12 protein-coding genes and 2 pseudogenes are annotated in these 11,389 nt (G+C 66.2%); 2 read left to right on the forward strand and 12 right to left on the reverse strand.

Annotated features, from left to right (window positions below; all coding sequences use genetic code 11):
- From ABDV69_RS18425 to ABDV69_RS18465, 9 genes and pseudogenes are all read right to left on the reverse strand, one after another.
- Positions 1-309: pseudogene (locus ABDV69_RS18425) on the reverse strand (hypothetical protein); the annotation flags it as partial.
- A 154-nt stretch (positions 310-463) separates the two neighbouring features.
- Entirely contained in the window at positions 464-1,504 is a 1,041-nt protein-coding gene (locus ABDV69_RS18430) for an NUDIX hydrolase (protein WP_343576971.1), read from the reverse strand.
- Positions 1,504-2,628: a glycosyltransferase family 4 protein gene (locus ABDV69_RS18435; RefSeq protein ID WP_343576973.1), complete on the reverse strand. Its 1,125-nt coding sequence runs from the start codon at positions 2,626-2,628 to the stop codon at positions 1,504-1,506. Before ABDV69_RS18435 ends, ABDV69_RS18430 begins: the two co-directional genes overlap by 1 nt.
- 70 nt (positions 2,629-2,698) lie before the next feature.
- Positions 2,699-3,661, reverse strand: a complete 963-nt coding sequence (locus ABDV69_RS18440) for a phosphatidylinositol mannoside acyltransferase (protein WP_343576976.1) — start codon at positions 3,659-3,661, stop codon at positions 2,699-2,701.
- Positions 3,658-4,314, reverse strand: coding sequence for a phosphatidylinositol phosphate synthase (gene pgsA / locus ABDV69_RS18445; RefSeq protein ID WP_343576978.1), 657 nt, complete (start codon positions 4,312-4,314; stop codon positions 3,658-3,660). Before pgsA ends, ABDV69_RS18440 begins: the two co-directional genes overlap by 4 nt.
- Positions 4,311-4,844, reverse strand: a complete 534-nt coding sequence (locus tag ABDV69_RS18450) for an HIT domain-containing protein (protein WP_343576992.1) — start codon at positions 4,842-4,844, stop codon at positions 4,311-4,313. The genes pgsA and ABDV69_RS18450 overlap by 4 nt, the downstream gene beginning before the upstream one ends.
- 64 nt (positions 4,845-4,908) lie before the next feature.
- Positions 4,909-7,020 (reverse strand): threonine--tRNA ligase, encoded by a 2,112-nt coding sequence (thrS, locus tag ABDV69_RS18455; protein ID WP_343576981.1) that lies wholly within the window; start codon positions 7,018-7,020, stop codon positions 4,909-4,911.
- Positions 7,021-7,101: 81 nt separating this feature from the next.
- Positions 7,102-7,716: a PaaI family thioesterase gene (locus ABDV69_RS18460; RefSeq protein WP_343576983.1), complete on the reverse strand. Its 615-nt coding sequence runs from the start codon at positions 7,714-7,716 to the stop codon at positions 7,102-7,104.
- Between the two features lie 50 nt (positions 7,717-7,766).
- Positions 7,767-8,645, reverse strand: a complete 879-nt coding sequence (locus ABDV69_RS18465) for an aldo/keto reductase (protein ID WP_343576986.1) — start codon at positions 8,643-8,645, stop codon at positions 7,767-7,769.
- A 57-nt stretch (positions 8,646-8,702) separates the two neighbouring features.
- Here ABDV69_RS18465 and ABDV69_RS18470 point away from each other — a divergent pair, with 57 nt between their 5' ends.
- On the forward strand, positions 8,703-9,200 hold the full coding sequence (locus ABDV69_RS18470; RefSeq protein WP_343576987.1) for a DUF1990 domain-containing protein: 498 nt from the start codon (positions 8,703-8,705) through the stop codon (positions 9,198-9,200).
- On the opposite strand, the gene ABDV69_RS18475 is transcribed toward ABDV69_RS18470, so the two are convergent.
- The 3 genes and pseudogenes from ABDV69_RS18475 to ABDV69_RS18485 all read right to left on the reverse strand — a co-directional run.
- Positions 9,148-9,618 carry a hypothetical protein gene (locus ABDV69_RS18475; protein ID WP_343576989.1) on the reverse strand — a complete coding sequence of 157 codons (471 nt, stop codon included), beginning with the start codon at positions 9,616-9,618 and terminating at the stop codon, positions 9,148-9,150. The two genes, ABDV69_RS18470 and ABDV69_RS18475, sit on opposite strands and share 53 nt — an antisense overlap.
- A gap of 12 nt (positions 9,619-9,630) precedes the next feature.
- Positions 9,631-9,966, reverse strand: coding sequence for a hypothetical protein (locus ABDV69_RS18480; protein ID WP_343576990.1), 336 nt, complete (start codon positions 9,964-9,966; stop codon positions 9,631-9,633).
- A gap of 79 nt (positions 9,967-10,045) precedes the next feature.
- A pseudogene (locus tag ABDV69_RS18485) lies at positions 10,046-10,165 on the reverse strand ((2Fe-2S)-binding protein); the annotation flags it as partial.
- 315 nt (positions 10,166-10,480) lie between these two features.
- Here ABDV69_RS18485 and ABDV69_RS18490 point away from each other — a divergent pair.
- Positions 10,481-11,137 (forward strand): DedA family protein, encoded by a 657-nt coding sequence (locus ABDV69_RS18490; protein ID WP_343576995.1) that lies wholly within the window; start codon positions 10,481-10,483, stop codon positions 11,135-11,137.
- Positions 11,138-11,389: the final 252 nt, after the last annotated feature.

Below are 11,389 nucleotides of genomic sequence, written 5' to 3' on the forward strand. Positions count from 1 at the left end.
GGTCCCCGAACGCATCCGCACGCCCGGGTCCAGGACATGAATGGCGGCCGTGTTCTCTACATCGAACCCATATAACGCCGCCGCAGTGCCCATGCAGGCAACGGCACGCTGCCCCATGAAGAGATCGAGCGCCGTCAAGCGCCCCACCAAAGTGGGTTCGGTCGCCGCGTAAACGCCGAACCACACTCGAACCAGGCCACCGTTGCGCACCTGAACGTCGAGCTGCTGTCTACTGATGACTTTCAGCAATTGCGCGGCCGTTGCAAACCCTCCGCCGGCAGTCAACGTCGCTGCGACATCTGCATGCACCCCGCAACCATGCGGTGGCCGGCCGTGGGCGGCCAGCCACCGCGGATTTCGCTGGGGATAGCTATGCCGAGCAGACGCAAAATCGCACCGCCAGGGCGGCTGGCGTGCGATTCTGCGTCTGCTCGCGGCAAGGCCCGGCAAGGCCCGGCTAGCGCTAGTGGATGGATTGCAACCGGCGTGGCCGAACCGGGGCGCCAACCAGCGCCGCCGCCTCGGTGAGCAGCTCGGAAAGCTGAAGCGGATACACCGTCTCACCGACGTCGGCCAGCGCGGCGATGTCGGCAGGGGCACACCATCGATGGCCGTGGATATAGCTGTTCTCCAACTCGGTGCGACCCGTCGTGGACGGCTCGAAGCGCCGGGTGCGGTAGACGAAGAAGAATTCCTCGCTGTCGATTGCGGCGCCGTTGAAGTCGAACACCGCGTCGCGCCGCCACACCGGGCCGATCATGTCGGCGGGGTCGACCCGCAGACCGGTCTCCTCGGCCAGTTCACGCGCGGCGGCCTGGCCGAGGGATTCCCCGTCGTCAACCTGGCCGCCGACGGTGAACCACCAGCGCTTCGCGGCGTCGTCCGCGGCGGGATCGGATCCGCACAGCAGCAACACCGCGTCGGTCTCGTCGAGCAACACCACCCGCGCGGACGTACGGCGGTCGGCGGGATGGTGATCGGCCTGACGCAGCGCCTGAGAGCGCTCGGTGATCTCGAAATAACTTGGCAGCCGAGCTGTTCCGGCCAAGCGGAACAACCGGACCAGACCCCGCTCGCGCAGCGCGAGGGTGTCGCGGACAGCATCGTTGTGGAATCGACGGGCCAGCACCACGCGGGCCTCGGCATCGGCCAACTCGGCGATCACGCCCGCCGGCACCGAGGCCGGATCGACCATCGCCAGCGCGGCGGCCAACGTGTTCTCGCACCCTTCGCGGGCCCGGCGTGGAGCAGCTTCTGCCGCGTCGGCACAGCTCACCAGTTCCTTGGCTGCGGTGTCCGACGGGCCGCCGAACGCGTTGGCCGCCACCGCGCGGGCCACCACCGCCCGGCGAGCCAGCGCGGCGTCGAGCGCCTGCCAGGACAGGTCGTAACGCACGTGCAGGCGGTCGAGCCGGTTGGCCGTGCGATACGCCCAGGCGCCGAAACCCAGCACCACCAGCAGCACTGCGACCAGGGCCGCAACCAGCGCGATTGTCCACCACATCAGCTCGCCACCTGGACCTTGCTGCCGCTGACGGCGACGGTCTCGTAGACCCGCATGATCTGGTTGGCCACCACCGGCCAGTCGTAGCGGCGCACCGCTTCAGCGCCGGCAACGGCGTAGCGCTTGGCCAGCGACTCGTCCTGCAGCACCGCGATCAGGCCTGCGGCCAGCGCTGCACCGTCCCCGACGGCCACCAGCCACCCGGCCTCCCCGTTGCGCAGCACCCGCCGAAACGCGTGCAGATCGCTGGCCACCACGGGCGTTCCGGCCGCCATCGCCTCGACGAGCACGATGCCGAAACTCTCCCCGCCGAGATGCGGCGCGCAGTACACATCGGCGCTACGCATCGCCGAGGCCTTGGCGGCATCGTCGACCAGACCGAGGAAACGCAGATGACCGGCCAAACCGCCCGCCTTGGCGCGCAATTCGTCTTCGGTACCGCGGCCGACAATCAGCACCTGCAGTCCGGGAAACCGCTCGACCAGGCTGGGAAGCGCGTCGATCAGCACCGCCATGCCCTTGCGGGGTTCGTCGTAGCGGCCCAGGAACAACACCGTCTTGGCCGGCCGTGGATAGCCGTCGAGCAGCGGCGCGGAGGCCATTGCGGCCACGTCGACGCCGTTGGGGATCTCGACGGCGTCGGATCCCAGGGCCTCCATCTGCCACCGCCGGGCCAGGTCGGACACCGCGATGCGGCCGACGATCTTTTCGTGCATGGGCTTGAGCAAGCCGCCGAACATCGACAACATCAGCGATTTGGTGGTCGAGGTGTGAAAGGTGGCCACGATCGGCCCCTCGGCAATCCGCAAGGCCCACATCGACAGGCTGGGTGCGTTCGGCTCGTGCAGATGCAGAACGTCGAAATCGCCGTCGACCAGCCAGCGCTTGACTTTGCCTTGCACGGCCGGGCTGATCTGCAGCCGGGCCACCGAACCGTTGTAGCGAATTGGCACGGCCCGGCCGGCCGACACCACGTACTCGGGCAACGACGCATGCGGTGACGACGGTGCCAGCACGCTGACGTCCTGACCGCGGGCCCGCAGCACCTCGGCAAGCTGCAGGACGTGCGACTGGACGCCGCCCGGCACGTCGAACGAATAGGGACACACCATCCCGATCCGCATCAGACTTGCCCTTGATCCCCGGGTCGCTCCGCTCCTGCCCGCCGAACCCCCAATCGGGCCTGGCGTTCTTCTAGTCCCACGGCCCGTCTCCTCCTCGGGCCGTTTCGGCCCGCATCGTCGATGGGCGCAGGTCCGCCAGCCACTGCGGCTGCAGCATGTGCCAGTCGGCGGGATGCTCGGCGATGTTGCGGGCGAACACGTCGGCCAGCTTTTGGGTGACGACGCCGACGTCGCCGCTGCTGCAGTCCAGCGGCGGGCCGAAGCAGGTACGGCAGTCGTCGCCGTCGTACCAGCAGTGCACCGGCAGCAGCGCTGCCCCGGTGCTGATCGCCAGTTTCGCCGAGCCGGCCGGCATCCGGGTCGGTTCGCCGAAGAACTCGACCTGGACGCCACTGCGGCTGAGGTCGCGCTCGGCCATCAGACACACCACCTTGTTGTCCCGCAGCCGCTCGGCGAGCAACGGGAACGGTGGCTGCTCAACACCGGACAGCGGAATCACCTCGAAACCCAGGCTTTCCCGGTATTCGATGAACCGCAGGAACAACGATTCGGGCTTGAGCCGCTCGGCGACCGTGGTGAACCTGCCGTAGGTCTGAGCCATCCACACCCCGGCCATGTCCCAGTTTCCGCTATGCGGCAACGCGGCAACAACACCTCGGCCGTCGGCCAGCGCCGAATCGATATGCTCTGTGCCCGTTGTGGTTTCGGCGAGCTTCCGGCCGATAGCCTGGTGATCCATCGACGGCAACCGGAAGGCCTCACGCCAGTAACGGGCATAGGAGGACAGCGACGCGCGCATCAGGCTGCCGGGCACGTCTTTGGGCTCGACGCCAATGACACGGGCGAGGTTCTTGCGAAGCTGGTCCGGCCCCCCGTTGCGCGACGCGTACAGCGCTCCGGCGTCGAAGACGTTCCGGGCGGCGAATTCCGGCATGGCACGCACCGTCAGCCAGCCGGCCGCGTATCCCCAGTCGATCATGCGACTACCGAGCGAAAGACTTTTGATTCCAGGCAGCTTCGGACTACCGATCACGGCCCGGGCTCCCCTGACTTGCCCGGCGGCGGCAGCCGATCGCCCGCTCCGGTAGAGCGCCGCACGGTGCGCAACCGCTGAGCGCAGGTGACCATGCTGGCCACGGCCAGTAACCACATCGCCGTGGGCAAAGCCCACCGCAGCGGATATATCGGCAGGTCCGACAATCCCGCGCCGACCAGCACGATGATCAGCCGCTCCGGCCGCTCGATTAAACCACCGTCGCCGCGCAACCCACTGGCTTCGGCGCGGGCCTTGATGTACGAGATCACTTGAGAGGTCACCAGACAGATCAACGCAGCCACCACCAACGGCCGGTTACCCAGGCCGAACGCCGCCCACCAGGTGAGCCCGCAGAACACCGCGCCGTCGCTGATGCGGTCGCAGGTGGCATCGAGCACCGCGCCAAACCTGGTGCCGCCGCCGCTTTCTCGTGCCATCGCGCCGTCGATCATGTCGAACATCACGAAGAACCAGATGACCAATGTGCCGGCGAACAGCTTGCCGGTCGGAAACAGCGTCAGCGCCGCCAGCACCGCGGCGGCGGTGGCGATGATGGTCACGCCGTCCGCGGTGAAGCCCACCCGCAGGAACGCCCGCGCTACCGGGGTGGTGGCTCGCGCGACCCCCTCGCGGGACAACAGCTTGCTCATGATTGCCTGGCCCACTCCGTGGCCAATAAGCGTCGGGTGTCGCGCAGCAACTGCGGGATGACCTTCGAGTCGCCGATGATCGTGATGAAGTTGGCGTCGCCACCCCAGCGCGGCACCACATGCACGTGCAGGTGCTCGGCCAGCGATCCGCCCGCCGATTGCCCGAGGTTGACCCCGACGTTGAACCCGTGCGGACGTGAGACGTGCTTGATGACGCGGATTGCCTTCTGGATGAACTCCATCAGCTCGCTGCTTTCCGGCCCGGTCAGATCCTCGAGTTCGGAGAGCCGGCGATAGGGCACCACCATCAAATGGCCGGGGTTGTAGGGGTAGAGGTTCAGCACCGCGTAGACCAGTTCGCCGCGGGCCACCACCAGCCCGTCCTCATCGGACAGTTGCGGAATGTCGGTGAAGGGCTGCTCCTTGGCGTCGTTGTCCTGCTTCAGCGGGCCCTCGGCCAGGTAGCTCATCCGATAGGGCGTCCACAGCCGTTGCAGATGGTCGGACTCTCCGACGCCCCTGTCTACCAGGGCCGTCGGCTCTTCGCGCCGGCGCTCGTCGCCGCCGTCACCGAAGTCGACGATTGAATCGTCCTCAGCCACGACTACTCACCTTGACCAGTTCCGCGGTGGGAACGTCGTTTTCACGGTCAGCGATCCATCGTTTGATGACGGCTACCGCCTCGTCGCGAGGAACCCCGTTGATCTGGGTGCGGTCGCCGAACCGGAAACTGACCGCGCCGGCTTCGACGTCGCGGTCGCCGGCCAGCAACATGAACGGCACCCGCTGGTTGGTGTGGTTGACGATCTTCTTGGCCATCCGGTCGTCGCTGGTGTCCACCTCGACCCGGATGCCGTGGGACTTCAATTGCGTGGCAACGTCTTCCAAGTATGCGACGTGGCCGTCGGTGACCGGAATGCCGACCACCTGCACCGGCGCCAGCCAGGCCGGAAACGCCCCGGCGTAGTGCTCGGTGAGGATGCCGAAGAACCGCTCGATCGATCCGAACAAGGCCCGGTGGATCAGCACCGGGCGTTGCCGCGAACCGTCGGCGGCGGTGTACTCCAGATCGAACCGGTCGGGCATGTTGAAGTCGAGCTGGATCGTCGACATCTGCCAGCTGCGGCCCAGCGCGTCTTTGACCTGCACCGAGATCTTCGGCCCGTAGAACGCGGCACCGCCCGGGTCGGGAACCAGCTGCAGGCCCGAGGCTTCGGCGACCTCGCGCAGGACGTCGGTGGCTTCGTCCCATACTTCGTCGGAGCCGACGTACTTCTCGGGATCCTTCGTGGAGAGCTCCAGATAGAAGTCGTTGAGACCGTAGTCGGCCAACAGGTCCAGTACGAATCCCAGCAACGAACCCAGCTCGTCGCGCATCTGCTCGCGCGTGCAGTAGATGTGCGCGTCGTCCTGCGTCATGCCGCGGACCCGGGTCAGGCCGTGCACCACACCCGACTTCTCGTACCGGTAGACGGTGCCGAACTCGAAGAGCCGCAACGGAAGTTCGCGATAGGAGCGGCCCCGCGACCGATAGATCAGGTGATGCATCGGGCAGTTCATCGGCTTGAGGTAGTAGTCCTGCCCGGGCTTGCGAACCGTCCCGTCCTCGTTGAATTCCGCGTCGATGTGCATCGGCGGGAACATGCCGTCGGCGTACCACTCGAGGTGGCCCGAGGTGATGTACAGCTGCTCCTTGGTGATGTGCGGGGTGTTGACGAACTGGTAGCCCGCCTCGACGTGCTTGCGCCGCGAATAATCTTCGAGCTCGTTGCGGACAATTCCGCCCTTGGGATGGAAAACCGCCAAGCCCGAACCGATTTCGTCGGGGAAGCTGAACAGGTCCAGTTCCACGCCCAGTTTGCGGTGGTCGCGCCGCTGAGCTTCTTCGAGCAATTCCAGGTGATGCTCGAGCGCCTCTTGCGATTCCCACGCGGTGCCGTAGACGCGTTGCAGGCTGGCGTTGCGCTGGTCGCCCCGCCAATACGCGGCCGAGCTGCGAGTGAGTTTGAAGGCTGGGATGTGTTTGGTGGTCGGGATGTGCGGACCGCGGCACAGATCACCCCAAACCCGTTCGCGGGTACGCGGATTCAGGTTGTCGTAGGCGGTGAGTTCGTCACCGCCTACCTCCATTATTTCGGCCATCGTGTCGGTTCCGATGGACTTGTCGTCGACGAGCTCGAGCTTGTAGGGCTCGCCGGCCAACTCCCCACGGGCCTGGTCCTTGGACCCGTAGACCCGGCGGTCGAACAGCTGCCCCTCCTTGACGATCTGGCGCATCCGCTTTTCCAGCTTGCCCAGATCCTCGGGCGTGAACGGTTCGGCGACATCGAAGTCGTAGTAGAAGCCGTCGGTGATCGGCGGGCCGATGCCGAGCTTGGCGTGTGGGAACAGATCCTGGACGGCCTGGGCCAGCACGTGAGCGGCCGAATGCCGGATCACACTGCGGCCGTCGTCGGTGTCAGCCGCCACCGGCACCACCTCGGCGTCGGCGTCGGGAACCCAGCTCAGGTCGCGAAGCCTACCCTCGGCGTCGCGCACCACCACGATCGCGTCGGGGGTGCCGCGGCCCGGCAATCCGGCGTCGCGCACCGCGGCCGCCGCGGTCGTCCCGGCGGGCACCCGGATCGGGGCTTGCGAGCCCGGCCCAGCCAGGCTCTGCGGGTCGCCGCCATCGGGCCCTGGGGCGGGGTGTGCGAGGGCGGTCATCGACGCTGTCTCCATGGCTTTCGGGTGTCCAAACGGTCCCGACCATGCTATCGGGGCGGGTAGAGCCCAGGGGTTGCAGCCTTAGGGCTGGCCCGGTTTGAGGAGGACGAACAACGCCTCGGCATCGGCAAGCACGGTGTCGCCGTCGCGCAGCCGGCCCGATACGAAGACCTTGCGGCCTTCCACCCGGTCGACGCGCGCGTCGATCCGCAGCTTCTTTTCGATCGGGACGATCTGGCGGTAGTTGATGTGCAGGAAAGCGGTGCGTTGCCGGGGTCCGCCGCTGAGTACCGAGGACGTCAGGCCGAGCACAGTGTCGAAGAGCATCCCGAGACAGCCGCCGTGCACCGCCCCGTTGCGTCCCAGGTGGAATCGCGCGAACCGCGCCCAGCCCTCGATCCGCCCGTCGTCGGTCTTGTGCGCGTTCATCGGGATCGTCAGGATGTTGCCGCGGACCGGCAGGTCCATTCGCCGACCGGACGGCGACTGCCACTCGTCGGTGTCGAACGGGGCTAGTAAATCGGACACCTTTTGCAGCAGGTCGGCGGCCTCGCTGATCACCTCATCCGGGGCGTCGGCCGCGCGGGCATGGTCCTGTAGCGCACGCACGCCCGCGATGAAACGGCCGTAATCCGGTCCGCCTTTGGCGCTGGGTTCGGGCGGGTTGAATCCGCCGCCGGGATGTTTTGCGTTCACTCTGCGCTCAGGGCGCGGCCTTCTCGCACTTCTGCACCCTAGCCGCAGAGTCAATCCGCCTGTTGCTGCCCGAGCGCGCTCAGCTTGTCGAACTCGTCGTCGCTGAGTTCGATCTCGGCGGCCGCGATGTTCTCCTCCAGATGCGCGACGCTCGAGGTCCCCGGAATCGGCAGCACCACCGGTGAACGCTTCAGCAGCCAGGCCAGCGCCAGCTGCGAGGGCTTGGCGTGGCCGTGCGCGGCGCCCAACCGGGCCAGCGGGCCGTCCGGCGCCGCCAGTGGGCCGGCCGCCAGCGGGAACCACGGGATGAACCCGATGCCCTGCTTGGTCGACTCATCCAGCAGTTCCTCCGCGCTGCGGTTGGTCAGGTTGTACAGGTTTTGCACCGACACGATCTGCGCGATTTTTTGCGCGGCGTGCAGTTGGTCCACGTTGATCTCGGACAGCCCGATGTGGCGGATCTTGCCTTCCTGCTGCAGCGTGACCAGCTCACCGATCTGGTCTTCCAGCGGGAACTTGTCGTCGATGCGATGCAGCTGGAACAGGTCGATGGTGTCGACGCCGAGTCGTCGCAGGCTCAGTTCGGTTTCCTGGCGCAGATACGACGGGAAGCCCAGCGGAATCCACACGTCGGGTCCGGTGCGCAGCAATCCCGCTTTGGTGGCGATCACCAGCCCGTCGTAGGGATGCAGCGCCTCGCGGATGAGCTCTTCGGCGAAGTAGGGGCCGTAGGAATTCGCGGTGTCGATGAAGTTGACGCCGAGGTCGGCCGCGCGCCGTAGCACTCGGATCGCTTCGTCCCGGTCGGCGGGCGGGCCCCAGACGCCCTTGCCGGTGAGACGCATTGCGCCGTAGCCGAGGCGGTTCAACGTGAGATCGCCGCCAAGAGTGAACGTTCCGGACGCCTGAGCGGGGGCTTGGGTAGTCATCTCGCCGACCGTACGCCTGCCGCGAAAAGCCGGCCATGCGCGTGGCAAGCTGGGCCGGTGGATTTGCACACGATTGCGCAGTTGCCGTTCACCTACCCGGAAGTCGGCGCGACCGCCGGGTCGTTTCCTCCGGGCTACCGGCACATGGGCTACTCCGCCCACATCGGCATGGGTCAGCTTCGCTTCGAACAGGCCGCCAGCGCGGTCATGCACTGGGGTATGCAGCGCGGCTCCGGCCTACGCGTCGAGGCCAGCAGCGACAGCGTCACCGCCGGCGCGGTGGTCATCGTGAAGATCGGTTTCCTCAAAGCGCCGTGCCGGGTCGTCTACGTGGTCGACGAGCCGAATGTGCGCGGCTTCGCCTACGGCACCCTGCCGGGCCATCCCGAGATCGGCGAGGAGCGTTTCGTGGTGCGTCATGACCCGGTCACCTCTGCGGTGTTCGCCGAGGTATCTGCCTTCTCCCGGCCGGCGACGTGGTGGAGCAGGGCGGGTGGACCGTTCACCTCGCTGATCCAGCGGGTGATGAACAAGCGCTACGTGCACGCGGTCTGACCCCACCGGCGATCAATGCCACCGACTTGATCACCTCCAGACCGACGTAGGCCAGATGCCCGCGGGAACGCGGTGCCTCGATGCCGGCCAACACCTGATCGGAGCGGCGGGTCAACCGCGGCCGAACCGCAACGATCTGCGCGGCCAAGGCCACGACCGCGACCGCGACCGCGACCGACAACATCGCCGGCACGCGCACCGGCGGCCGACTGACCATGATCGCCACCAGGATGACGATTGCCAACAACACTTCGACGGCGTTGAGTGCGCGAAACACCAGTCGGCCGATGCTCAGGCCGATCGCCAGCGTGACGCCGGGTGCGCGGAACTTCAGCGGCGCTTCGAGAAACGAAATCGCCAGCACCATGCCCAACCAGACGAAGACCACCGCGACGACCACCGCCGACGCTGCGCTCACGGCGTCGGCCTGTTAGTGCGAATCATGTTGTTGTTCACGCGCGTCGAGCGCACGCGGCGCGACGCGGAACGCAGCGTTTGCGGCGGGCACACCACAGTAAACCGCCGAGCGACTGCGGCGATCAAGTCCCGGCAAGCTCCAGACTGTGCCCCAAGCGAATTCGGTGACGATCCGCTGGAAGTCGCGGGTGACGTCGGTGGTCTTGGCGCTCGCCCGCTCGACATAGCTGTCGCCGAGCACTTCTCGAGACACTGCCATGCCTTCGTCGTAACGGCCAGTGGTCATCTGGCCCCCAGTCTCTACCAGGCTCTCAACAGTTCGGGCGAGCTCTTCGTCGGTGATCTTCACCGAAGACGATCTCACGCTAATCCTTGTCGGCATGAGCCTACGCGTTCACGCGTTTGCTTCCTTCCCCGCCGCAAAAGGTGATTCGCGCTTGAGAGCGCGGCAACGGCGCCGCCGACGGTCCACCCAACACCGCGTCCGAGCAGACATCGAATCGCGAACCTTGCCAAGGACACACCAGCTGGCTGCGGTCGACCCAGCCGGCACCGCCCGACGAGTTGAGCGCGATACCGAGCAGGTACCTCCATTGACTTACGGGGCCTACCAGTGCAAATACGGCTGGGCAGCGAATTCACAGAGAACACAGGCCCCCCGAAACACGTTGACGTCAAGCTTCTTTCGCTACAGACAACATGGCTACTTACCAATAATGTTGCACGACAATTTAATTAACGGCTGGCGAGCCATTGCCGACAAGCTCGAAGCTATCTGTCGAGCGGCGCGAAAAGTACGACGCAGACATCCGTTGCGACTGGTCGGCGCACTGCGCCGTGGACAGTTCGTGCATCCTTTACCCATGACGGTGGACGCCCTCCTGCAGTCGATCCCCCCGCTGGCCGTGTACGGCGTAGTCGGCGTTGTTGTCGGCGTCGAGAGCCTTGGCATCCCGCTCCCCGGCGAAATTGTCCTGGTCAGCGCCGCGCTGATGTCCTCACGCCACGATTTGACGGTCAATCCGATCGGCGTGGGTGCGGCCGCGGTGCTCGGTGCGGTGCTCGGCGACTCGGCCGGCTACGCCATCGGTCGTCGCCTGGGTCTGCCATTGTTCGACCGGCTGGGTCGTCGTTTCCCGAACCATTTCGGCCCCGGGCAGGTGCTGTACGCCGAGCGGCTCTTTGAACGCTGGGGGGCGCGGGCGGTCTTCTTTGGGCGGTTCGTTGCGCTGCTGCGGATTTTCGCCGGGCCGCTGGCCGGAGCGCTGAAGATGCGCTATGCCAGGTTTCTGCCCGCAAACATCTCGGGTGCTGCGTGCTGGGCCGGCGGCACCACTGCGTTGGTGTACTACGCGGGGATAGCCGCCGAACGCTGGCTTACGCGTTTCTCGTGGATCGCGTTGCTCATCGCGGTCGTGTGCGGGGTGATCGCTGCAATAGTGCTGCGCGAGCGCACATCCCGCGCGATCGCCGATCTTGAAGCTGAACAGTCCGGGGAATCCGACCCCTCCGCCGCTTGACAAGCTTTAGCCTGGCCAACGTTTTCGGGCCCATATTGCACAGCTGTCGGCACTGCGGCGAGACACCTTGGCAAAGAATACGATGCAATTTCCAAAGCCGGACAAAGCAGCCGGAAAGAGCCATCACAATGGTGAAATTCACCCAAAGTGATCAACCGCACAGTTGTCCCCCCTGACCTCGATTTTTCACAGGTGGCCATCTGGGGCTGAGGGTTGTTGCGAGGCGGCTCTGTTTGGGTGATGTGGGTCCGG

The organism is Mycobacterium sp., from assembly GCF_039583785.1.
Taxonomy (GTDB): domain Bacteria; phylum Actinomycetota; class Actinomycetes; order Mycobacteriales; family Mycobacteriaceae; genus Mycobacterium.

Coding starts and splice junctions, on each gene's coding strand:
- ABDV69_RS18465 (WP_343576986.1), bottom strand. CDS start 8,645: ATGACTACCCAAGCCCCCGCTCAGGCGTCCGGAACGTTCACTCTTGGC.
- thrS (WP_343576981.1), bottom strand. CDS start 7,020: ATGACCGCCCTCGCACACCCCGCCCCAGGGCCCGATGGCGGCGACCCG.
- pgsA (WP_343576978.1), bottom strand. CDS start 4,314: ATGAGCAAGCTGTTGTCCCGCGAGGGGGTCGCGCGAGCCACCACCCCG.
- ABDV69_RS18490 (WP_343576995.1), top strand. CDS start 10,481: ATGACGGTGGACGCCCTCCTGCAGTCGATCCCCCCGCTGGCCGTGTAC.
- ABDV69_RS18430 (WP_343576971.1), bottom strand. CDS start 1,504: ATGTGGTGGACAATCGCGCTGGTTGCGGCCCTGGTCGCAGTGCTGCTG.
- ABDV69_RS18435 (WP_343576973.1), bottom strand. CDS start 2,628: ATGCGGATCGGGATGGTGTGTCCCTATTCGTTCGACGTGCCGGGCGGC.